The following is a 21,796-nucleotide window of genomic DNA, read 5'->3' on the forward strand; positions in this document are numbered from 1 at the left end:
CGTGCAAGTATTTTCATGCTTCTCGCCATGGGCACCTTCACCATCGGCGATACGATCACAAAATACCTCCTGACCGAGATGAACAGCGGACAATATATGCTGATCCGGGGTATATTCGCGACGGTGCTCATCGGTTTTCTGGCCTGGCGACATGGTGCACTGCGCGGCCTGTCGCTTGAAAAGATGACGATCCTGCGTGTTGCGAGCGAAGTCGTGGCCACCGTCACTTACATTTATTCCCTCGGTCATCTCTCCCAGGCGTTCTGTTCGGCAGTTTTTCAGGCAACGCCGCTCGTCGTGACACTGGGCGCTGCACTCTTCCTGAAAGAGAGAGTGGGCTGGCGCCGCTGGTCATGCATATTGGTCGGCTTCATCGGGGTCCTTATCATCATCCGGCCCGGAACGGACGGAGCTGCGAGCTTTGCCGCCATCGCCGTGCTTCTTGCCAGTGTATGTTTTGCCGCCACACGCGATATCGCCACGCGCCGCGTGCCTGCACACGTGCCGACCCTTTATTTATCCACACTGACGGCGGGCGCGATAATGCTGACAGGTGGCGCACTGACAGTTCCTATGGGCGGATGGCAGCCTGTCGGTACTGTTACAATCGGCGCCATCGCCATTGCTGCCATTCTGCTTCTCGTGGGGTATCACTTCATCATTCTGGCGATGCGTGAAGGTGAAGTATCGTTTGTTTCGCCGTTCCGCTATTCCAGTCTTCTTTGGGCAATAGGTCTCAGCACTTTGATTTTCGGCGAAGCGCCCGACATGTATACGATTGCTGGATCGGTTCTGGTAGTCGGGAGTGGTGTCTACATGGTTTATCGCGAGAACGTATTGAAGAAGCGGAAACGCAACAAAAGTACGCTTGCAACAATTCCGACCGGCGTGGAGCCTTCATGATTGCCGGGGCCATCATCGCTGGTGGACTTTCCAGCCGTATGCAGGAAGGTGGCGTCGCTGGTGACAAATTCCTTCAGCCGCTTGGAAACACCGGCACTATCATTTCCCATGTCGTCAGGCGGATCAAACCGCAGGTCGAAAGCCTTGTGATCAATGCGAATAGCGATGATCCCCGCCTGATTGATCTCGGCGTGCCGGTGATCAAGGACCTGCCAGCCGAACATGGCGGTCCGCTGGTGGGCATTCTGACCGCGCTGACGCAGGTGCGGGGAACTTCACTCCTGCTGACGACAGCCGCCGATACGCCATTCCTGCCTCATGATATTGCTGAGCGCCTTCTCTCGCGTCGGAACGAAACCGGGGCACGGGTTGTTCTCGCCAGCTCCCTTGGCCGCGTCCATCCGATTTTCGGACTATGGGAAACCGGGCTGAAGGATGAACTCTCCGTCTGGCTCGCAAACACAAACAGGGCGAGCGTTTTCGCATTCGCTGAACATATCGGGTTCGAGACACTTGATTTTCCGCTTGCCTTCGCTGGCGATAGCCCGGAAACATATGATCCGTTCTTCAATATCAACCGGCCCGACGATCTTTTGGCAGCGCAGAAACTGGCTGAGGTAATGGAATGAATCAGAAGCTGTTCGGCATCACCGGCTGGAAAAACTCCGGCAAGACGACGATGACCGAACGTCTGGTCTCACACCTTACCGCGCGTGGATACCGTATCGCCACGATCAAGCATGCCCATCATAATTTCGATATCGATCATGAAGGCACCGATTCCTGGCGTCATCGAAAAGCGGGTGCCGCGGAAGTCGCTATCGTCTCGTCGCAGCGTTACGCGATCATGCATGAGGGCCTTGGCGAAGAAGAGCCTTCGCTCTGGGAAATCGCGGCCAAACTGGCACCCTGTGATCTGGTTCTGGTCGAAGGATACAAACGCGAGACGCACAAGAAAATCGAGTTGCGCCGCGAAGGAGGGCATGAAGGACCAGCTCTCTCTGTCGACGACCCGACAATCGTTGCGATTGCCAGTGATCAGCCCCAGCCCGGTGAAAAAGTGCCCGTGTTTGGCATCAATGATATTGATAAGATAGCTGATTTCATCGAACGTGAGATGGCTATCTAAGAAATTCTCTAAAATATGGCATATAAACGATACGGTTCGCCATATAGTAGCGGAATATTGCAGAAAACACCGAGAATTTCCCGTTATAGACACACAATTTAATTGCGTTGAACATCTTGCCAACCATCTCGAAATGGTGGGAATATCGTCGCTAGAACGGATGGCGACAACCTGAGTGCGAAAAAATATTGCGCATGATCGGCTCAACCATCTATTGGTAGCGGCGGGGGGAATCCGCTACCAAACGTGCAATTTAAAGTTTCACGGTCGTGACTACCCCTTAAGCGGCTGAACCAGAAGAAATAATCAGGGAACCAGCCAGAACAAACGAGAGGACTAAAAATGCGCGTATTGAAGCGTATAGCCGCTGCAGCATCAGTTGCAGCACTGGCGATCACGATTGGCAGCATGACTGCTGGCGTTGCAAATGCGGAAGAACCACTCAAGCTCAAAATCGGCACCGAAGGCGCCTATCCTCCCTTCAACTTCATCAAGCCGGACGGCACCCTCTCAGGCTTTGACGTTGATATCGCCAAGGCGCTCTGCGATGAAATGAAGGCACAGTGCGAATTCGTCACCCAGGAATGGGACGGCGCTATTCCTGCACTTCAGGCAGGCAAGTTCGATGCCTTCATCGCCTCCATGTCCATCACGGATGAGCGCAAGAAGCAGGTCGACTTCTCCAACAAGTATTACAACACACCTCCCGGCATCGCCGCTCCGAAGGACACCGACATCAAGGGCGTGACCAAGGAAGATCTCGCTGGCAAAACCATCGGCGTTCAGGTTTCCACCACACACTCGAACTATTCGGAAAAAACCTTTACCGACAGCACGATCAAGGCTTATCCGACCGCGGAGGAATACCGTCTCGATCTCGCCAACGGTCGTCTCGACGCCGTCAATGACGACAGTGTGACGCTGGCCGAATGGCTGAAGTCACCAGATGGCGCCTGCTGCAAGATGGTCGGCACTTTCCCACCGGTTATCGAAATCCATGGCCCGGGCGCTGGCGTAGCGTTCAAGAAGGGTCGCCCGGAATTGGTTGAAAAGTTCAACGCAGCCATCAAGGCGATCCGCGCAAACGGCAAGTACAAGGAAATCAACGACAAGTACTTTGACTTTGATGCCTATGGTGCCGAAAATTAATCAATGCTGACACATATGCGCCGGTTTGCTTTCCGCAAATCGGCGCAAAACATTTTGTACGGGCTGCCGCACACACCTCGCTGCGCAAGACCTTGCAGGCGATAAGAACTGGGCGAATGCCTTTAGGAAAAAAAGAATAGGCGCATGGAACATTACGCCACTTTGTTGAGTTTCGGTCCCGATGGTTGGGGCGCAAGTATTGCTTGGGGGCTTCTGGTAACTGTCTCGCTGGCTCTGGCGACGCTTCCAGTCGGTCTTGCTTTGGGGTTTCTGGTAGCCATCGGCAAACAGTCCAGCGAACCATCGATACGGCTGGCATCAAACATCTACACCACAATCTTTCGCGGACTGCCTGAGCTTCTCACGCTCTTCCTTGTTTATTTCGGTGCCTCGCTTGGGCTGCAGCGGCTTTTGAGCATGTTCGGCATCGAGGCCAATGTCGAAATCAATGCGTTCGGCGCTGGTATGGTAGCGCTGGGCTTCGTCTTCTCGTCCTATTCGAGCGAAGTCTTCCTTTCAGCGTTCCGGGCGATCCCGCGCGGGCAATATGAAGGCGGTTATGCAGTTGGACTGTCGCATTGGCAGACCATGCGCAAGGTGATCCTGCCGCAGCTCATCCGCATCGCATTGCCCGGCCTTGCCAATCTATGGCTGGTGCTGCTCAAGGACACATCGCTGGTTTCGGTCATCACCCTGTCCGATATCCTGCGGCAGACCTCCATTGCGGCACGCGTGACCAAAGAACCGTTTCTGTTCTTCGGCATAGCTTGCCTGCTCTATCTGGTTCTCGCAATCATCTCCTCCTACTTCATCGACCGCATTGCCCGATGGGCCGATGCAGGCTCCAATCGTTCGCGAGGTGCATGATATGAGCCAAACTGTTTCCAACGCTGCAGGCGAAGTGATGGCTCCGCCACCGGTGGTGAAGCAATGGACGGGCATGCGCATTGCCGGCCACATCATCGTCGCACTCTGGTTTCTTCTCTTCGCTGGCCTTGCGATCTATCTTTACAATGCGTGGCGTATCGATCTGTTCGAAACCTATGGCCCACGCTACTGGTCCGGGCTTCTGATAACGCTGAAACTGGTCGCCGTATCGATCGTCATAGGTGCCCTGCTCTCACTGCCGATTACGGCCGCACGCATGTCCAGCAACCGGTGGCTGCGCGGACTTGCCTTCGGTTACGTCTATTTCTTCCGTGGCACACCGCTGCTGGCGCAGACATTCCTTATTTATTACGGTTTCGGAACATTCCGTCCTTTCCTTGAAAGCATCGGGCTCTGGGTCTTTTTCCGTGATGCATGGAATTGTGCCATTCTGGCCTTTTCGCTCAACACGGCAGCTTATCAGGCTGAAATTCTGCGCGGCGCTATTCAGAGCGTGGCACTGGGCCAGTGGGAGGGTGCCGCGGCGCTTGGCATTTCGAAGCGCGTGACATTCTGGAAGGTCATTCTTCCGCAGGCGCTTATCGTGGCATTGCGCCCTTACGGCAATGAAATCATCCTGATGATCAAGGGCTCGGCCATCGTCGCTATCATCACAGTGCTTGATTTGATGGGCGAAACACGTCGTGCTTATTCACGGACATTCGATTTCCAGACTTATCTTTGGGCAGCGGTCATCTATCTGCTGATCGTCGAATGTTTGAGACACATTTGGGATTTCCTCGAACGACGCCTTACCCGGCATCTCGTTCGCTAGACATTGCCAGATTGACATAAACCGAAATATCGCCCCCGGCAGCCTTGCGGCTGCCGGGGGCGATCTGCTTAGAATACATTTTCCAACTGCAATGCAACAGGTTGAGTCATGCTGAAAATCTGGGGTCGTATCAATTCCACGAATGTGAAGAAAGCGCTCTGGACAGCGCGGGAACTTAATCTCGAATACGAACAGATAAACGTCGGTGGCCAGTTCGGCGGATTGAAAGATCCGGTTTACCTTGCCCGCAATCCCAACGGACTAATCCCATTGCTGGAAGACGGTGACACCGTGCTTTGGGAATCCAACACTATCACGCGCTATCTGGCTGCGGCTTACGGTAAAGGCACGCTGTGGATCGAAGACCCAGCCAAACGCGCTCAGGCCGAAAAGTGGATGGATTGGGCCTCTGCGTCCTTCTACGTCAATTTTAGCGACGTCATGAAGCACTTGATCCGACTGCCGGAAGCAGAACGGGATCCAGCCATTTTGGAACGAGGCCTGAATGGCCTTGCGCAATCGATGCAGATCGCCAATGAGGGTCTCAAGAATTCACCCTGGTTCTCGGGCGACAATTTCGGTATCGGCGACATTCCCGTCGGCTGTTATGCTTATGCATGGTTCGAGTTTCCAATCGCGCGCGCCTCTCTTCCTCACCTTGAAGACTGGTATGACCGCCTTAAGCAGCGCCCGGCCTATAAAGCAGCCGTTATGACGCCCCTCACCTGATTCATTACAGCTAGAGCGCGTTTTGATCTGACTGAATCAGATCGGCGCTCTAGCTATTTGCATTAACGCGCATTTTTTCCGAAAACCGTTTCACACTTTTCGGGCTGCGCTCTATTCAGAGGAATAAACGAATGACGACACCCGCTAAAGTCGCCTTTCTGGGCTTAGGCGTCATGGGTTACCCGATGGCAGGTCACCTTAAGAACAAAGGTGGGCACGACGTTACGGTTTATAACCGTACAACCGCAAAAGCCGAGAAGTGGGCCAAGGAGTTCGGCGGCAGCTTCGCGGCGACACCCGCCGAAGCTGTACGCGATGCGGATTTTGTTTTCGCCTGTGTCGGCAATGATGACGATCTTCGCTCCGTGACCATCGGCCATGACGGAGCCTTCTCAACCATGAAGAAGGATGCAATTTTCATCGACAATACGACGGCCTCCGCCGAGGTGGCCCGTGAACTGGACGCCGAAGCGCAAAAGCGCGGTTTTCATTTCATCGATGCGCCAGTCTCTGGTGGACAGGCAGGGGCCGAGAACGGGGTGCTAACCGTCATGGTCGGTGCATCTGAAGCTGTTTTCGAGCGCGCCCAACCGGTTATCGATGCTTATGCGCGCATGGTTGGTCTTATGGGACCAGTTGGCTCCGGTCAGCTTGCGAAGATGGTCAATCAGATCTGCATCGCAGGTCTTGTTCAAGGGCTGGCGGAAGGCATCCATTTCGGCAAGAAAGCCGGTCTCGATATCGAAAAGCTGATCTCGGTGATCTCGAAGGGTGCCGCCGGTTCCTGGCAGATGGAAAACCGGACCGGAACCATGAATCAGGGCAAATATGATTTCGGCTTTGCCGTTGACTGGATGCGCAAGGACCTTGGCATCTGCCTGGAGGAAGCTGACCGTAATGGCGCGCTTTTGCCTGTCACAGCGCTTGTGGATCAGTTCTACAAGGAAGTGCAGAAGATCGGTGGCAACCGCTGGGACACGTCTTCATTGCTTGCGCGACTTGAACAGTCCTGAGACAAGCAGTTTCCAACAAAAAAGCCCGGCAATGCCGGGCTTTTTCATGTCCCATGCATCAAGCTTAGAACTTAACCTTTGCCGTGAGCGACAGGCCACCAACAAAGTCGTTACCGAATTCGCCCTTGGAACCAGTCAAGCTCGGCTTACCGCCGACAACGGTATCATCGAGCTCACCAGAGGACAGCCAACCAGCCGCACCTGCCAGACGAACTTCAAACTGTTCGTTTGGCTTATAGTTGGTGCCAAGACCAAACAGCCAAACATCGGTCTGTGATGTCAGACCCGTGCTGGTGCCGCGATCCCAGGTTACTGTACCTGCTACCGACCATTGTTCGTTGAGCTTGTGGCCGACGCCGCCGCTAACCGTCCAGCCATCCTGATAATACAGATTCAAACTGGTGATCGTCCTGCCCTTAGGAGCAACATTGCTGTCAGATGCGTTGAAATCCACGTGAGTTATGGATGACCAATCAGTCCACTTGACCGAGCCGAAAGCAAGCCAATCGGGAGCGATACCAGTCTGGAACTTGAATTCAACCGACTGTGGTGTCGCGACATCGCTTTCAACATTGATCGGGACTGCACGTCCGCCGATAATCGCCAGATTATCAATCGTACCTTCAAGGTTGTACTTAACTTTGGACTGATAAACGAGCGTCGCGCGCATCGCATATTCTGGAATTTCATAGGCAGCGCCGAGGCGCCAGCCCACAGCTTCGTCCTCTACATCCAGAGATGCTACACGAAACGGACCGGGAAACGGGAAATTCGTCGGATTGTTTCTTGGGTCGATGCCCGGAATCATGCGGGTCTGTTCGCCCCGGAGTTCCTGATAGCTGACACCACCAAGAATGCGGAAGTAGCTTTTTTCACCAGCCGCAAAACGGTACGAGCAGTTCACGCCGTAATCCTGCGAGGAAATCTTCTGTTCGATTGCCGTAAACATGCGAACCGTATCGACACCGACGTCGGTATGAATTCCCCAAGGCTGCCGATATTGCGCTGCACAGGCAAAATCATCGGTCAAATCGAATTTTGCAGATGCTTTCGGGACCCAATAGCTCTTGGCTTCATCAACCTCAGTTTCATATGGCTTTCGGGTAATGGGGTTTATTCCACCTGACATCGCACCAATAGCCGAACCATGGATATTCTTCAGCTTACGCTGGGGGGCTACATAAGTGCCGGTCGTATCAACGGCATTGCCTTTTTCGAAAAGAATATCGAAATCCTGCGAGCTACGCTCGAAGCCACCTGCATTAGCAGCAACCGCGCTCCCGAGGAGAGCTGCGATCATTCCTGCCATTTTCACGCGCTGTACACTCATAAATGTCCTCCCACAGAGCATCAGTATTAACGTTGACGAAAACGTAAATCAGGAAGGATTCAGGCCGCAAGGTCCATTAACTTGGATTAGCACTGTCGGATTTTCGACGCATTCGTCGAAAATGGCTAAAACATCAAGCACCTCACCATTTAATGAGAAGAATTCAACCAAGCACATAGCGAAACATGCCTAATTTGGCCTATTTTCGGCCCATTTTTCGCCTTGTTGCGAAAGCGCAACATTGCAGAAAAACAATCGAAATTGGAGTTCGATCAAGCGCTCCAGCTATTGAAGCACTCCGAAGTTCTATCATTGCGGATAAAAAAACACCCGGCCGTGAAATGCACACGGCCGGGTGTTTGATTCGGAGGCAGGATGCTTTTTGACGTTAGGTCAAATCAGCCTGCATCACGTATGCGTGACTCGGCAGTTGCCACACGCTGCGCCGCTTCTTTCAGCTCGATCAGTCGTTCACGCTCTGCTTCAACGACGTCTTCACGCGCATTTGCAACGAATTTCTCGTTGGAAAGCTTCTTTTCGATACGATCCATTTCGGCGGCAATCTTGCCTGCTTCCTTGGCGAGGCGTGCAGCTTCCGCCTTAAGGTCAATCAGATTGCCAAGCGGAATGCAGATCGTCGCCTCACCGAGCAGCATCTGCGCCGAGCCTTTAGGAGCCTGTGCTTCAAACGAGACGCTTTCCACGCGGGCAAGGCGCTTGATGGCTGCGTCATGTCGGGCAAACCGCTCAACGCTTGTCGCATTGGCGTCCAGAACAACGACCGGGGCAATAGCGCCTGCTGGAACGTTCATTTCTGCGCGCACCGAACGAATGCCGGTCACGAGATCGACGAGCCAGTTGATGTCGGCTGCGGCTTCCTCGTCCTCGAAGGACAATTCCGGCCATGCAGCAAGTGCCAGCACCGTGTCGCGCTTCTGTCCCTCGGCTGCTGTCAAAGTCCAGAGCTCTTCCGTCATGAAAGGCATGAATGGATGCAGGAGCTTGTAGATCTGATCCAGACAATAGGCTGCGGTGGCCTGAGCCTCTGCCTTGGCGGCTTCATCATCACCCATGAAGATCGGCTTCAGCAGTTCCAGATACCAATCGCAGAACTGGTTCCATACAAAGCGATAGGCAGCACCTGCGGCTTCATTGAAGCGATAGGTGTCGATACCTTCCGTCACGGCTCGCGTTGCCTTGGTCAGCTCCGTCAGAATCCAGCGATTGACAGCAAGCTTGGCGTTTTCCGGCTTGAAACCAGCGTCGAGCTTCACGCCATTCATCTGGGCAAAACGCGTGGCATTCCAAAGCTTGGTGCCAAAATTGCGATAGCCAGCAATGCGTGCCGGATCGAGCTTAACGTCACGGCCCTGAGCGGCCATGATAGCAAGGGTGAACCGTAATGCGTCGGCGCCATATTCATCCATCAGCTCCAGCGGATCGATGACATTGCCTTTCGACTTCGACATCTTGGCGCCGTGCTTGTCGCGAACCAGAGCATGCAGGTAGACCGTATGGAACGGGATTTCCTCCATGAAATGGAGGCCCATCATCATCATGCGGGCGACCCAGAAGAACAGAATATCGAAACCCGTAACCAGAACACTGGTTGGATAATAGGTGGCGAGTTCCGGCGTCTTGTCCGGCCAGCCGAGCGTCGAGAACGGCCACAGTGCCGACGAGAACCATGTATCGAGAACGTCGGTGTCGCGTTCAAGCGTGACATCTTCACCATAGTGAGCGCGTGCGGCGGCTTTCGCTTCTTCTTCGCTTTTTTCGACAAAGTACTGGCCGTCCGGGCCGTACCAGGCCGGTATCTGGTGTCCCCACCAGAGCTGGCGTGAAACCGCCCATGGCTGAATGTTTTCCATCCAGTCGAAATAGGTCTTTTCCCAGTTTGCCGGGACGATTTTCGTCTTGCCTTCGCGTACTGCCGCCATTGCCGGTTTGGCCAGTTCGCCAGCATTCACATACCACTGATCTGTCAGATATGGTTCAATCGGAACGCCGCCACGGTCGCCATGAGGAACCGCGTGCGCGTGATCCTCGATCTTTTCCAGATAGCCGCGTTCGTCCATCAGTTCGACGATGCGCTTGCGCGCTGCGAAGCGGTCTTGTCCTTCGAGTTCGTGGATAAGCGCCTTCAACTCCGGCGTCAGTTGCAGCCCTTCGAGGAAATCCACATTGTCTTTGATCGTTATCGATGCGTCGGTCGTCAGAATGTTGATAGCGCGTAGCTCATTCCGCTTTCCAACCTCGAAATCGTTGAAGTCGTGCGCAGGCGTGATCTTGACGGCGCCGGACCCGGCTTCCGGGTCAGCATAATCGTCGGCAACGATTGGAATGTGGCGACCAACAAGCGGCAGCACGACATCGTTGCCAACCAGAGCATGATAGCGCTCATCCTTCGGATTAACTGCTACACCGGTATCGCCCAGCATGGTTTCCGGACGCGTCGTCGCAACGACGATATAGGTATGCGGGTTTTCCGGATCGAAAGGAACGTTCTCAAGCGGATAACGGAAATGCCAGAGATGGCCTTTCGTTTCACGCGATTCGACCTCGATGTCCGATATCGCCGTCAGCAGCTTTGGATCCCAGTTGACCAGACGCTTGTCGCGATAAATGAGTCCCTGCTTGTAGAGCGAGACAAACACCTCCAGAACCGCGCGCGACAGCCCCTCGTCCATGGTGAATCGCTCACGCGACCAGTCGCACGAAGCACCAAGACGGCGCAACTGGTTGGAAATCATGCCGCCGGATTCGGCCTTCCACTGCCAGACCCGCTCGATGAACTTCTCACGGCCCATGGCATGACGGTTCGGCTCCTGACGTTCCATCAACTGGCGTTCGACGACCATCTGCGTAGCAATGCCCGCGTGATCCATACCAGGCTGCCACAGCACGTTCTTGCCGCGCATGCGCTCGAAGCGAACCATGATGTCCTGAATCGTGTTGTTGAGCGCGTGGCCCATATGCAGCGATCCGGTAACGTTCGGCGGTGGAATAACCACTGCGAACGGATCGGCCCCCGGCTTAGCGCCCGCACCCGCCTTGAATGCACCCGCTTCTTCCCAGCGTTCAGCAATTTTCGGCTCTATCGCCGCGGCGTCATAGGTCTTCTCAAGCATGGAATTATCCGGTCTTTATGCGCGATGAATGGATTGAAGGCTCAATAGCAACTAACAGGCGACAAATCACTTTAAAAGTGACAGCGCCACCATTGGTCATTTTAAAAGTGAAAACCCGCCTGCTGAACAGACGGGTAAAATTTCAATAAAACCTGATGCGGGTTATCGGTCGCCACGCACGACGCGCTCGATCTCTTCCCGAACAAGCCGCTCGACGAGCGTTGGCAGATTATTATCCAGCCAGTCCTGCAGCATCGGGCGTAACAATTCCGCAGCGATATCGTCGAACGAGCGACGTGGTTCGGCTCGAACGGCGTGGTTCAAGTCCTGAAATGCCGAAGCCACCTGACGTTCGGCGACCTGCGACATCATGTGGGCAATAGGCTGTGTCTTTGCAAAGGATTCTGCGACCGGCGCTGCAATCTCTGCCTGAACCGGAATCTCCTGCTCGGCAATGGCAGGTTTCTGCTCTATTTCCGTATCAAGTTTCGGTGCGAGCGAGGCATCGACGGCCTCGGCAATTCCATCTTCAACCGCCAGATCGACTTCCTCCAGAGATATGTCGATGTCGGCGGGTTGCTCCAACGACGACGTAGCCTCGGATTGGGAGCGATCATCGTTTTGAGCATTGAGGACAATTTCCTCCTCGTCGTCGGCTTCGCCTTCAAGTTCGGGCGCTGCCTGCAACGGTTCGACAATCGGACCGCGCAATGTCGGCTCGTCCTGAAACACATTGCGCATCATTGCGGGTTTTTCAGGCTGCACAACGGGTTGTTCCGGAACAGGGCGACGGAACTCCGCAACCTCTCCACGAACGGAAGAGGCCGCCGCCGGAGGCTGGCGGGTGACATCGCTATCTTCAATGATCCTGCGGATGGACGCGAGAATTTCTTCCATCGACGGTTCACGTGTTGCGCTGGATGTCTGTGCCATGGCTACTATCCGTTTTCCTGTATTGCGACATTGTCTGCAAAAGACAGAGAATCAATGGATTAAGGGTAGCGGACGATCTCCTGTTTGAGAATCCCCGGCCAAGGCACGATGGTTCAAACTCACAGCTTTATGGATTTATTAAGAATTGATAGTGCTGCGAAATTCCGAATCGGCGGCAAATGAAAGGCACCCGAAGGTGCCTTTTTAATTCCCGTTTAGCTTTCAGAAGATCAGCGACCGTCCGGCGTGCGCAGACCGAACCACTTGTCCTTGACAGCCTTATAGTGTTCTTCCGGCTTGTACTCGGCAACCTGCAAGCCCATCTGGCTTGCCGTCATACGGCCAGTCGCATTCAGAAGAGCATAGCTGGCGACAATCACATTACGCTCGGATTCGACCAGAGCGATCTGTGCGGTAATCAGATCGTTCTGCGCATTCAAAACGTCGAGTGTCGTGCGCTGACCGACTTTGCGCTCTTCGATGACGCCATCGAGAGCAAGCTGCGCGGCGGAGATGCCGTCACGGTTTGCCTTGACCGACGCGCGAGCGGCTTCAAGCTGCGACCACGCCGAACCGATAGCCTGACGAACCTGATCGCGAACGACATCAACTTCGATGCGCGCCTGACCGAGCTGTTCCTTGGACTGGCGAACCTGAGCCGAAGTACGGCCACCGGTATAGATCGGAATGCTGACACCAACACCGATCGACGCCGAGTTACCATCGGTCTGCGAACCGCCTTCACCGGAATAGGTATCGAGACGGCTGGCACTTGCCGTAAGGCCGACAGAAGGAAGCAAAGCGCCTTCTCTGGCCTTCACGTTATATCCAGCGGCGTTGACAGCATATTGCGTCGCGAGAATGCCAGGATGCCCAGCCGTCGCAATATTGAAGGCCTGATTTGGCGAGCTTGGCAGGTTCTTGGCCGCAGCAGCCGTTGCAAGCTTGTCCGGCTGAACGCCGACAACCTGCACATAGGTTGCTTCAGCAGATTTGACGTCTGCACGGGCTGAATTCAGCGCAGCCACAGCGGTCGAACGGCTTGCATCTGCCTGTGCAACGTCTGTACGCGTACCTTCACCAACATCAAGGCGAGCGCGAGCAGCACGAACCTGTTCGTTCAGGGCTGCAAGGTTACGTTCACGCAGTACCGCAATCTGGCGAAACTGATAAACATCCATGTAAGCGGTCACCGCCTCATAGAGTCTGTTTTGCTCTTCGTTGCGGAGATTTTCGCGCTGAGCGAAGACCTGTGTTTCTGCTGCAGCGACATTGTTCTTGGTTTGAAACCCATCGAACAGCATCTGGTTCAGCTCAATGCCGAACGTGCCTGTCGTACGATATCCCCGACTTGAAGGTGTCTTGCCATGCCCTACGTTATAGGAACCGGTAATCTGCGGGCGATAACCGGACTTGGCGATTGCGACACCTTCGTCCGTGACACGGACCCCTGCGCGGGAATAATTCAGGTTAGCATTGTTCTTGTAGGCTTTCACGAGAGCGCCGGTTAACGTCTCCGAGAACGCCGCCTGCCCCGTTAAGATGGTGCCAGACAACAATGCTGCGGCCGCTACCAGTCCTTTGCACGTTTTGAACACCGGGTACCTCATTTTAAGAACAAACGAATCCAACTATCGAACCGATCGGTTCGGGCAAAACCTAATAACCTCTAAATTCGGTTATTTCTATTGCCCCCGCCAGAGCTTGCACAAACAAATTCCGCAGCGTTGCAGAATTGTATCATCCGCTAAAATTAAAACTCGAACTGTGGAATGCGCTCGAATCCCGGTAGCGGACGAACCGCAGTGTTGAACACACCGCGTCCCGATGCAACACCATTTTCCTTAACGTAGATCCGCGCAACTCCGGCGTTCCCGCGGCCTTCAACGGCGACGAGGCGTCCGCCGTCCTTAAGCTGGCTGAGAAGAGCGTCCGGAACGAAATCGACAGCGCCTTCGATGACGATCACATCGTAAGGGGCTTCTGATGGATAACCTGCCTGCAGTTCACCTGAAACGATCACAACATTGTCATAGCCCAATTCGGCGAGACGGGCGGTGGCAGCGGCGGATAATACGGAATCATTTTCCAGACCGATAACCGAGCCGGACAGCTTGGAGAGAATAGCAGCAGAATATCCAGTGCCGCAGCCGACATCGAGAACCACGTCGGTCTCCTTGATCCGGGCAAGCTGCACGAGCTTCGCGAAAGGCGACGGCTCCATAAGATAGCGAGGCTGCTTGCCTTCGCTTTCAAGAAGCTGGTCTTCATCGATATAGGCAAGAACCTGACGGGCGGCGGGAACAAAAGCCTCGCGCGGGACGGTCAGGAAAGCATCGATAACCGCCAGATCGGTTACGTCCGTCGTACGGATCTGATTGTCGACCATCTTTGTGCGAAGTTCCTGGAAATCGGCTGCCATAGCCCTAAACCCTTCCTTGTCGCGGAATGCGATGTTTCATGCCATCAGCGCCTGTCAGCCAAGATTGATCCGCGTCTTCCTGATGAGCGGTTCAAATCCGTTTCTCGCTGCCAGAGCACCATAAACGAGATTTGCCGTTGATGTGGCAAAAATCGCGGGTCCAGTCAATGAAACACAGCGTTTGCGGCATTTATGCTCACTGATACCCGCATTGATTACCGGTTCGGAATACAAGATGCCGGAAAGCCCACGGCTTCCCGGCATCTTGACGCGTATTCAAAAAAACGCATCCCGAAACCGCTTCACACTTTCGGGATGCGCTCTAGCTTTTGTGGCACATTGATACAAGCGTCTCTGAAATCACATTTGCGAAATCAGATTATTGGGCGTTCGTTGCCGGATATCCGGCTGCGGCCAATGCGGAAAGCACAGCGTCCTGTGGAACAGTGCCCCCGAACTCCACCTCTTTCCTGTCGAGATCGATTTCGATTGGTGCCGTTGCATCGAGTTTACGCAGCGCGACGGTAATGTTATCGGCACAACCACCGCATTTCATCTTGGGAACGGAAAACTTCATCAATTTAGTCACTCCTATTGGGTGTGACGCTAAGATGGAGCTTCCCATCGTGGCAAGGTCAAGGACTATTTTTCAATCGCCTCCTAGTGGTCTGATTCCGACATTTGCATCCCTCGGTTACTGGCGTCGGACAAATGTCGGAATCAAAAAGACCACTAGCAAGTTTGTGAATCGAGTGGATTTTTCGAATTTGACGTTTGAAACAGCGTTTCAGTTCGTCGGGATTCAAACGTCAAATTCAATCCACTAGGGCGCTTCACACGTCTCCGGCACACTCTTTTCCAGTTCCAGCGGCGACTTGGTCAAAGACCCCGTCATGATCTGCATCGGCTTGAACGGTGGTTCTTCCTGCATGCCTGGATTTGTGAGATGAATCGTGTAGCAGCCTGTAAAGACGACTTTCTTTCCGTCCGTCGTCTCAGCTTCTATAGCCAGGGGCTGACTCCAATAGATCTGGCCTGCCCCCGGATCGGGATCGGTCTTCCGCAGCGCGACCTTCACGCTCTTGGTAGTCTCATAGCCCTTTACGAAGGTCTTGAAATCCGGTTCTCGTCCCTCCTCGGAATAATAGCCGTAGGCCCTGCTATATTCCTTGCGATTGATCGCATTGTAATAGGACTCAATCAGCGCCTGCGGTGTGGAACGATCATCGCGATAGTCCGGGACCGTCACACCTCCGGCGGCATCCTGAGTCTGCTCGGAAGGCTTGGTTTCTTCTACAGGCTCGGAAGCATTATCATGCTTCTCCTGAACGTTTCTGGGAGTCTCTTCGGGCGCAGCCTTCTGTGGATTTTGCGCCATGGCGCTTCCGACTGAAAGGCCCGCCACCCCCGTACTCAGAAAGCCGATCACAGCAGCCAGCATGAGAGGTTTCATCCGGTCATTCGACATTCGCTTCTCCTCTTCCTAGCAAACTTTTTGCGGAGCGCGTCATGTGCGTTCCCAATTTGGTGTATTGCAGTAATGATGTTACAACACTAACTATAGTGAAAACGTGGCAATCGCAGAGGAAACTCAGCCTGTTGCGACAAGAATGGACGATTCTCCGTCCATATGCCAGCACGACACCGGAAGAGAAAAATGGGCCGTTTCGCAGTCATGACGCTAACTGATAAAGCTGCTGATCGCGTTCGCGAGATTATCGCATCGCGGGATGGCGCGCTTGGTATCCGGGTAGGTGTGAAAAAAGGCGGCTGCGCCGGAATGGAATATACCATTGATCTCGTCACAGAGGCCAAAGCCGGTGACGATGTGATCGAGAAGGACGGTGCCCATGTTTTCATCGCACCGGAAGCGGTTCTTTTTCTGCTTGGAACCCAGATGGATTTCGAAGTGACGACGCTACGGACGGGTTTTGTCTTTAATAATCCCAACCAGACATCGGCTTGCGGTTGTGGCGAATCCGTCGAAATCCAGGCTGCCTCTCCTGAAAGCCTTCGCGATATGCAAGGCGTAGCCTAGAGCATCTCCTGTTTTACGCGCATCTTGTTCGGAAAACCGTTTCACATTTCAGGATGCGCTTCAGAAAAGGTTCTTCGCCAATGGATGACGAAGCTCTTCGCGATCTGTTGCAGGATTTTGGCCCTATCAGTATCCGGCGCATGTTCGGCGGTAAGGGTATTTATCACCAAGGCCTGATTTTTGCGCTCGCCGTCCGTAACGAACTTCTTTTCAAGGCTGACGAAATAACCATTCCAGAATTTCTCGACGCTGGTGCAAACCAATGGACCTATGAAGGTCGCAAAGGTGGGGATCCAATCGCCATGCCTTATTGGAGCGTGCCGAGCGAAGCTTTCGATGACCCGGAAGTGATGACGCGCTGGGCACGGCTTGCCTACGATGCCGCTTTACGCAGTGAGAAAACCGGGCCCAAAAAGAAATCGGCTGCGAAGCGCTAGTGGTCTGATTCCGACATTTGCATCCCTCGGTTACTGGCGTCGGACAAAGGTCGGAATCAAAAAGACCACTAGCAAGTTTATGAATCGAGTGGATTTTTCGAATTTGACGTTTGAAACAGCGTTTCAGTTGGTCGGGATTCAAACGTCAAATTCAATCCACTAGCCTGCAGCCGATGGTTCATTTCAGTACTTCTTCCGTTAGACCCCGGTCGGAATCAGCATAAAGGCCGGAATATCGTTACCGAAGCCAACAGGTGTCGGACCGTCATCGTCACGATCACGACGGCGCTTCTGTTCATGCTGAGGCCTGCCGCGGCGCTCGTCATTCGAAGTGCGGATCGAATCACGGCGATCACTGGCTTCGATCACCGGCTGCGGCTGTTCGGCAGGATCAATAGTTTCGACAGGCTTGGCATGTGCCTTGTCCTTCGACTTTTCCTTGCCCTTGGCATCCTTGCCTTTGCCACGAGCATTTCTGCCCTTGCGCGGCTCATCCGCCTCGTCGGAGGCTGGCAGCGTCGACAGATCACCGTCCTGCCATTCGATCTTTTCGCCAATCATGTTTTCGATAGCAGCCAGATATTTTGTATCCGAAGGCGTTACAATGGTGAAAGCCTTGCCGGAGCGTCCCGCGCGACCGGTACGGCCGATGCGGTGAACGTAGTCTTCCGAATGGATCGGAACATCAAAATTGAAAACGTGACTCACATCTGGAATGTCGAGACCGCGTGCAGCGACATCAGATGCTACAAGCAAGCGCAGTTTGCCGTCCTTGAAGTTGGCAAGCATGGTCATGCGAGCACGTTGATCCATATCGCCATGCAAAGCGCCAGCGTCGAACTCATGACGGGTCAGCGAGCGAAACAGCTCGGACACATCCTTCTTGCGATTGCAGAAGATGATCGCATTCTTGAGCGTATCGCCTTCCGCGCGGATGAGATCGCGCAGAACCGCACGCTTGTCCCAGTCCTTCTTGCTGGACTTGACCAGACGCTGGGTCACGGTCTTGGCTGTGGACGACGCTTTCGCAACTTCGATGCGCGTTGGCGAATGCAGGAACTGTTCGGTCAGCTTGGTGATTTCCGGCGGCATGGTGGCCGAGAAAAACAGGGTCTGACGTGTAAACGGAATGAGCTTGCAGATGCGTTCGATGTCCGGGATGAAACCCATGTCGAGCATACGGTCTGCCTCGTCGATGACGAGAATTTCAACACCGGTCAGGAGCAGCTTTCCGCGTTCGAAATGATCGAGCATACGGCCAGGCGTCGCGATGAGGACATCGGCGCCCCGTTCCAGCTTGCGTTCCTGTTCATCAAACGAAACGCCGCCAATCAGAAGCGCCACGTTCAGCCGATGATTGACACCATACTTGGTGAAATTTTCCTCGACCTGCGCTGCGAGTTCGCGGGTCGGCTCCAGGATGAGCGTACGTGGCATGCGCGCCCGCGCCCGGCCCTTTTCCAGAAGCGTGAGCATCGGAAGCACGAAAGACGCGGTCTTTCCGGTTCCCGTCTGCGCGATACCAAGAACGTCCTTGCGTTCAAGTGCCGGAGGAATAGCTCCCGCCTGAATGGGTGTGGGCGCAGTATATCCCGCCGCTTCTACAGCAGCGAGCACTTTCGGGGAAAGACCGAGTTCGGCAAATGTCGTCAATGGAGGCGCAGCTCTCTGGTTTGGAAATGATTTCCACCCATCCTGTCATTGCGGCCGCGTCATCGGGCGCAGGAACCAAGGCAGAATAAGGTGTCTGCAACGCAATATGCGTTATCTTGCAGCATCGCGTACGTCCACAGCGTGCAAAAGTCAACTAAAATACCATCGAAAGATATCAAATTGCTTCGATTGTGCTGCAACAATCGAAATCAATGCGGAACTTGAACAAATTTACTCAAATTATCAAAAGCTAAAGAGCATTTGCCTAGCTGAATTTACCCGCCACTTATATGCTGCAACTAATGCCTGAACTGTTCTGTCAGGATGCGCTCGTCCCAGGAATGATTTCGGTCGAAGAGGATGGCGACCTGGCTGTTCGGCGCTTCCCGTACGGTTACAGACTTGACCGATTTAACCTCGTTATTGTCAGCGACCGCATTGACCGGGCGTTTTTCGGTTTCCAGCAGATCCATACGAACAGTCACATGCTTTGGCAGAAGCGCCCCACCCCACCGGCGTGGACGAAACGGGCTCACCGGTGTCAGCGCCAGAAGCGGCGCTTCAAGCGGCAGAATGGGGCCTTGCGCCGAAAGATTATAAGCGGTGGAACCTGCAGGCGTCGCGACCATAACGCCATCGCAAACGAGTTCGTTCAACCGCACCTTGCCGTCAATCGTTATTCTGATCTTGGCGGCCTGATAGGACTGGCGGAAAAGGGAAACTTCGTTGATCGCCAAAGCCTCGAACGATTGTCCGGATTCGGTTTCTGCGACCATCACAAGCGGGCGAATGGTTTCCATTTGCGCAGCCAGAATACGTTCCGGCAGATCGTCCACGCTGAACTCGTTCATCAGGAAGCCGACAGACCCCCGATTCATACCGTAGATCGGCGTACCGCTGTTCATGAAGTCGCGAAGTGCCTGAAGCATGGTTCCATCGCCGCCAAGCGCCACGATGATATCGGCGTCCTCGGCAGCCACATGGCCATAGCGGGCCACGAGCTCCTTTTGAGCCAAAAGTGATTCTTCGGTTCCTGATGACAGAAAATGAAGCGCGAGCGATTTATCTTCCATATTTACAGTCCCGAATCCGGCCCAACTCTGACAAGTTTGCCACTGTTTCCCCAACCCACTATTGGCTATCACATGAAAAACCCGGTTGCCATGACCTGCTTGCGATGAATTTTCGTTTTACAGCCGCTGCATTTGTGCTAATCGGGCGCAAGTGCCCTTATAGCTCAGTTGGTAGAGCACCTGATTTGTAATCAGGGGGTCGGGAGTTCGAGTCTCTCTGGGGGCACCACTTTTCTCATTCTGCTTGTCTTTGCGTGTCGCACGACAACGCTTAAACCCGCAAAATGCGGGTTTTTGCCCTATAGTCTTGTCTTTATGAAAGTTGCCGAAGAAATCTGGCGCTCGGGACATATCCAAATATTCCAGCGAGTAGAGCGGTCAGACTTCATTTTGCTCGACCTATAGCCGAGAATCAAAAATGCGGCCCAAAGAGCCGCATTTTTTTGATTTCAGTCTGATTTCAGTACCAGCCGACTGCGACCTGAGCCTCTTCCGACATACGGTCCGGGGTCCACGGCGGGTCAAACGTCATCGTAACTTCCACCATAGAAACGCCCTCGACGGCTCCGACGGCATTTTCAACCCAACCCGGCATCTCACCGGCGACCGGGCAACCTGGCGCTGTCAGCGTCATTTCGATCTTCACGGTGCGGTCGTCTTCGATGTCGATCTTGTAGATGAGACCAAGCTCGTAGATATCGGCTGGGATCTCGGGGTCATAAACCGTCTTCAAGGCCGCAATGATGTCATCCGTCATGCGCAGGAGGTCTTCCTGCGGAATGGCCGAAGCAGAAAACACCGAATTGCGTTCGGCCTTTTCTCCGCTCTCGGCAGACGCGGTCTCGGCTTGGTCGTGAACTTTCTGTTCCATATCGGTCATCCGAAAAACTTCCTTGCCTTCTCCAAGGCTTCCGCCAATGCATCCACTTCAGCACGGGTATTGTACAGGGCGAAGGATGCACGGCATGTAGAGGTAACGCCGAAACGTTTCAAGAGCGGCTGTGCGCAATGCGTACCCGCACGCACGGCCACCCCGGCCCTGTCGATCACCATCGACACGTCATGCGCATGAATTCCCTCAAGCGCAAAGGAGATGATCGCTCCCTTGTCCGGCGCATTGCCAAAAATGCGCAATGAATTGATCCGCCCGAGCTGCTCATGAGCGTAGTCACGCAAATCTTCCTCATGGGCGAGAATGGCATGACGGCCGATCTTTTCCATATATTCGAGTGCTGCACCAAGACCAATCGCCTGAACGATCGGCGGCGTGCCTGCTTCGAAACGATGCGGCGGATGATTGTAAGTGACGTTCTCTTCCGTCACTTCCTCGATCATTTCGCCGCCACCCTGGAAGGGACGCATCTTTTCCAGCATCTCTGCACGTCCGTAAAGAACGCCGATACCGGACGGACCATAGACCTTGTGGCCGGTGAAAACATACCAGTCACAGCCGAGTTCCTCCACGTCGACCGGCAGGTGCACCGCGCCCTGACTGCCATCGACCAACACTGGAATGCCACGTGCATGGGCGAGCTCGACGATCTTCTTAATCGGCGTTACCGTGCCGAGCGCATTCGACATATGCGTGATGGCGACAAGCTTGGTGCGCTCCGTCAGACGCTTCTCGAATTCCTCGATATGGAAGATGCCCTCGTCGTCCACCGGCGTGAAGACCAGCTTTGCACCCTGACGCTCACGAATGAAATGCCACGGCACGATGTTGGAGTGGTGCTCCATGATAGAGACGAGAATTTCGTCACCTTCGCCGATATGCGGCATGCCATAGCCATAGGCGACCGTATTGATGGCTTCAGTGGCATTCTTGGTGAAGACGATTTCATCGACAGAACCGGCGTTCAGAAAACGACGAACGGTCTCGCGCGACTTCTCATAGGCATCGGTTGCAGCATTCGACAGGAAATGCAGGCCGCGGTGTACATTCGCATATTCATTGGAATAGGCATGCGTCACCGCGTCGATGACGCTTTGCGGTTTCTGCGCCGAAGCGCCATTATCGAGATAGACGAGCGGTTTGCCGTGTACTTCGCGCGACAGGATTGGGAAATCCCGGCGGATGGCTTCCACGTCATAGGCCGCAACGAGCGGATTCTTCTGGTCCATGATCGTACCTTTTGCCGTTCGGCAGGAAAGGAC

Annotated in this window: 21 protein-coding genes and 1 tRNA gene; 11 read left to right on the top strand and 11 right to left on the bottom strand. The window is 54.1% G+C overall.

Translation table 11 applies throughout. The features are described from left to right. Window positions 1-15: 15 nt before the first annotated feature. The 8 genes from FIB18_RS03840 to FIB18_RS03875 all read left to right on the top strand — a co-directional run bounded on the left by FIB18_RS03840 (window position 16) and on the right by FIB18_RS03875 (window position 6,625). Window positions 16-903: a DMT family transporter gene (locus tag FIB18_RS03840; protein ID WP_140019932.1), complete on the top strand. Its 888-nt coding sequence runs from the start codon at window positions 16-18 to the stop codon at window positions 901-903. Further along, entirely contained in the window at window positions 900-1,532 is a 633-nt protein-coding gene (gene mobA, locus FIB18_RS03845) for a molybdenum cofactor guanylyltransferase (RefSeq protein WP_140019517.1), read from the top strand. The genes FIB18_RS03840 and mobA overlap by 4 nt, the downstream gene beginning before the upstream one ends. Further along, window positions 1,529-2,032, top strand: a complete 504-nt coding sequence (gene mobB / locus FIB18_RS03850) for a molybdopterin-guanine dinucleotide biosynthesis protein B (protein ID WP_140019518.1) — start codon at window positions 1,529-1,531, stop codon at window positions 2,030-2,032. The genes mobA and mobB overlap by 4 nt, the downstream gene beginning before the upstream one ends. A gap of 342 nt (window positions 2,033-2,374) precedes the next feature. Then, entirely contained in the window at window positions 2,375-3,181 is an 807-nt protein-coding gene (locus FIB18_RS03855) for an ABC transporter substrate-binding protein (protein ID WP_140019519.1), read from the top strand. A gap of 144 nt (window positions 3,182-3,325) precedes the next feature. Continuing rightward, a complete protein-coding gene (locus FIB18_RS03860; protein ID WP_140019520.1) occupies window positions 3,326-4,048 on the top strand; it encodes an ABC transporter permease in 723 nt (240 codons plus the stop codon). Window position 4,049: 1 nt separating this feature from the next. Next, entirely contained in the window at window positions 4,050-4,883 is an 834-nt protein-coding gene (locus tag FIB18_RS03865) for an ABC transporter permease (RefSeq protein ID WP_140019521.1), read from the top strand. Window positions 4,884-4,991: 108 nt separating this feature from the next. Continuing rightward, window positions 4,992-5,612, top strand: a complete 621-nt coding sequence (locus FIB18_RS03870; protein ID WP_140019522.1) for a glutathione S-transferase family protein — start codon at window positions 4,992-4,994, stop codon at window positions 5,610-5,612. Between the two features lie 131 nt (window positions 5,613-5,743). Beyond that, on the top strand, window positions 5,744-6,625 hold the full coding sequence (locus FIB18_RS03875; protein ID WP_140019523.1) for an NAD(P)-dependent oxidoreductase: 882 nt from the start codon (window positions 5,744-5,746) through the stop codon (window positions 6,623-6,625). Between the two features lie 64 nt (window positions 6,626-6,689). Here the strand turns inward: FIB18_RS03875 and FIB18_RS03880 are convergent, their stop codons facing one another. From FIB18_RS03880 to FIB18_RS03915, 7 genes are all read right to left on the bottom strand, one after another. Further along, window positions 6,690-7,976: an OmpP1/FadL family transporter gene (locus tag FIB18_RS03880; protein WP_328596123.1), complete on the bottom strand. Its 1,287-nt coding sequence runs from the start codon at window positions 7,974-7,976 to the stop codon at window positions 6,690-6,692. Window positions 7,977-8,353: 377 nt separating this feature from the next. Next, window positions 8,354-11,086, bottom strand: a complete 2,733-nt coding sequence (locus tag FIB18_RS03885) for a valine--tRNA ligase (RefSeq protein WP_140019524.1) — start codon at window positions 11,084-11,086, stop codon at window positions 8,354-8,356. Window positions 11,087-11,248: 162 nt separating this feature from the next. Continuing rightward, window positions 11,249-12,019, bottom strand: a complete 771-nt coding sequence (locus FIB18_RS03890; protein WP_140019525.1) for a PopZ family protein — start codon at window positions 12,017-12,019, stop codon at window positions 11,249-11,251. Window positions 12,020-12,249: 230 nt separating this feature from the next. After that, entirely contained in the window at window positions 12,250-13,629 is a 1,380-nt protein-coding gene (locus tag FIB18_RS03895) for a TolC family outer membrane protein (protein WP_140019526.1), read from the bottom strand. A gap of 143 nt (window positions 13,630-13,772) precedes the next feature. Further along, window positions 13,773-14,441: a protein-L-isoaspartate O-methyltransferase family protein gene (locus FIB18_RS03900; protein WP_140019527.1), complete on the bottom strand. Its 669-nt coding sequence runs from the start codon at window positions 14,439-14,441 to the stop codon at window positions 13,773-13,775. A 379-nt stretch (window positions 14,442-14,820) separates the two neighbouring features. Next, window positions 14,821-15,021 (bottom strand): heavy-metal-associated domain-containing protein, encoded by a 201-nt coding sequence (locus FIB18_RS03910; protein ID WP_140019528.1) that lies wholly within the window; start codon window positions 15,019-15,021, stop codon window positions 14,821-14,823. Between the two features lie 243 nt (window positions 15,022-15,264). Then, the gene (locus FIB18_RS03915; protein ID WP_140019529.1) at window positions 15,265-15,909 is read right to left on the bottom strand and encodes a hypothetical protein; all 645 of its coding nucleotides are present in this window, start codon (window positions 15,907-15,909) and stop codon (window positions 15,265-15,267) included. A 189-nt stretch (window positions 15,910-16,098) separates the two neighbouring features. On the opposite strand from FIB18_RS03915, the gene sufA reads away from it, so the two are divergent. Together sufA and FIB18_RS03925 are read left to right on the top strand one after the other, a co-directional pair. After that, window positions 16,099-16,479 (top strand): Fe-S cluster assembly scaffold SufA, encoded by a 381-nt coding sequence (gene sufA, locus FIB18_RS03920; protein WP_140019530.1) that lies wholly within the window; start codon window positions 16,099-16,101, stop codon window positions 16,477-16,479. 80 nt (window positions 16,480-16,559) lie between these two features. Beyond that, window positions 16,560-16,916: a TfoX/Sxy family protein gene (locus FIB18_RS03925; RefSeq protein ID WP_140019531.1), complete on the top strand. Its 357-nt coding sequence runs from the start codon at window positions 16,560-16,562 to the stop codon at window positions 16,914-16,916. Window positions 16,917-17,114: 198 nt separating this feature from the next. On the opposite strand, the gene FIB18_RS03930 is transcribed toward FIB18_RS03925, so the two are convergent. Then, the gene (locus FIB18_RS03930; protein ID WP_140019532.1) at window positions 17,115-18,569 is read right to left on the bottom strand and encodes a DEAD/DEAH box helicase; all 1,455 of its coding nucleotides are present in this window, start codon (window positions 18,567-18,569) and stop codon (window positions 17,115-17,117) included. Between the two features lie 299 nt (window positions 18,570-18,868). Then, window positions 18,869-19,642: an NAD kinase gene (locus tag FIB18_RS03935; RefSeq protein ID WP_140019533.1), complete on the bottom strand. Its 774-nt coding sequence runs from the start codon at window positions 19,640-19,642 to the stop codon at window positions 18,869-18,871. A 153-nt stretch (window positions 19,643-19,795) separates the two neighbouring features. Here FIB18_RS03935 and FIB18_RS03940 point away from each other — a divergent pair. Beyond that, window positions 19,796-19,871 (top strand) — tRNA-Thr (locus tag FIB18_RS03940). A 231-nt stretch (window positions 19,872-20,102) separates the two neighbouring features. Here the strand turns inward: FIB18_RS03940 and FIB18_RS03945 are convergent. Beyond that, window positions 20,103-20,522 carry an SUF system Fe-S cluster assembly protein gene (locus FIB18_RS03945; protein ID WP_140019534.1) on the bottom strand — a complete coding sequence of 140 codons (420 nt, stop codon included), beginning with the start codon at window positions 20,520-20,522 and terminating at the stop codon, window positions 20,103-20,105. Continuing rightward, window positions 20,519-21,763: a cysteine desulfurase gene (locus tag FIB18_RS03950; RefSeq protein ID WP_140019535.1), complete on the bottom strand. Its 1,245-nt coding sequence runs from the start codon at window positions 21,761-21,763 to the stop codon at window positions 20,519-20,521. The genes FIB18_RS03945 and FIB18_RS03950 overlap by 4 nt, the downstream gene beginning before the upstream one ends. Window positions 21,764-21,796: the final 33 nt, after the last annotated feature.

It is taken from the genome of Brucella pecoris (assembly GCF_006376675.1).
Lineage (GTDB): Bacteria > Pseudomonadota > Alphaproteobacteria > Rhizobiales > Rhizobiaceae > Brucella > Brucella pecoris.

Bases quoted from the DNA above. Each gene is read 5' to 3' on its own strand.
- FIB18_RS03855 (WP_140019519.1), top strand. From the start codon at position 2,375: ATGCGCGTATTGAAGCGTATAGCCGCTGCAGCATCAGTTGCAGCACTG.
- FIB18_RS03900 (WP_140019527.1), bottom strand. From the start codon at position 14,441: ATGGCAGCCGATTTCCAGGAACTTCGCACAAAGATGGTCGACAATCAG.
- FIB18_RS03950 (WP_140019535.1), bottom strand. From the start codon at position 21,763: ATGGACCAGAAGAATCCGCTCGTTGCGGCCTATGACGTGGAAGCCATC.
- FIB18_RS03890 (WP_140019525.1), bottom strand. From the start codon at position 12,019: ATGGCACAGACATCCAGCGCAACACGTGAACCGTCGATGGAAGAAATT.
- FIB18_RS03870 (WP_140019522.1), top strand. From the start codon at position 4,992: ATGCTGAAAATCTGGGGTCGTATCAATTCCACGAATGTGAAGAAAGCG.
- FIB18_RS03885 (WP_140019524.1), bottom strand. From the start codon at position 11,086: ATGCTTGAGAAGACCTATGACGCCGCGGCGATAGAGCCGAAAATTGCT.
- FIB18_RS03925 (WP_140019531.1), top strand. From the start codon at position 16,560: ATGGATGACGAAGCTCTTCGCGATCTGTTGCAGGATTTTGGCCCTATC.
- FIB18_RS03875 (WP_140019523.1), top strand. From the start codon at position 5,744: ATGACGACACCCGCTAAAGTCGCCTTTCTGGGCTTAGGCGTCATGGGT.
- FIB18_RS03945 (WP_140019534.1), bottom strand. From the start codon at position 20,522: ATGACCGATATGGAACAGAAAGTTCACGACCAAGCCGAGACCGCGTCT.
- FIB18_RS03880 (WP_328596123.1), bottom strand. From the start codon at position 7,976: ATGCTCTGTGGGAGGACATTTATGAGTGTACAGCGCGTGAAAATGGCA.
- mobB (WP_140019518.1), top strand. From the start codon at position 1,529: ATGAATCAGAAGCTGTTCGGCATCACCGGCTGGAAAAACTCCGGCAAG.
- FIB18_RS03915 (WP_140019529.1), bottom strand. From the start codon at position 15,909: ATGTCGAATGACCGGATGAAACCTCTCATGCTGGCTGCTGTGATCGGC.
- FIB18_RS03865 (WP_140019521.1), top strand. From the start codon at position 4,050: ATGAGCCAAACTGTTTCCAACGCTGCAGGCGAAGTGATGGCTCCGCCA.
- FIB18_RS03935 (WP_140019533.1), bottom strand. From the start codon at position 19,642: ATGGAAGATAAATCGCTCGCGCTTCATTTTCTGTCATCAGGAACCGAA.
- mobA (WP_140019517.1), top strand. From the start codon at position 900: ATGATTGCCGGGGCCATCATCGCTGGTGGACTTTCCAGCCGTATGCAG.
- sufA (WP_140019530.1), top strand. From the start codon at position 16,099: ATGGGCCGTTTCGCAGTCATGACGCTAACTGATAAAGCTGCTGATCGC.
- FIB18_RS03860 (WP_140019520.1), top strand. From the start codon at position 3,326: ATGGAACATTACGCCACTTTGTTGAGTTTCGGTCCCGATGGTTGGGGC.
- FIB18_RS03895 (WP_140019526.1), bottom strand. From the start codon at position 13,629: ATGAGGTACCCGGTGTTCAAAACGTGCAAAGGACTGGTAGCGGCCGCA.
- FIB18_RS03840 (WP_140019932.1), top strand. From the start codon at position 16: ATGCTTCTCGCCATGGGCACCTTCACCATCGGCGATACGATCACAAAA.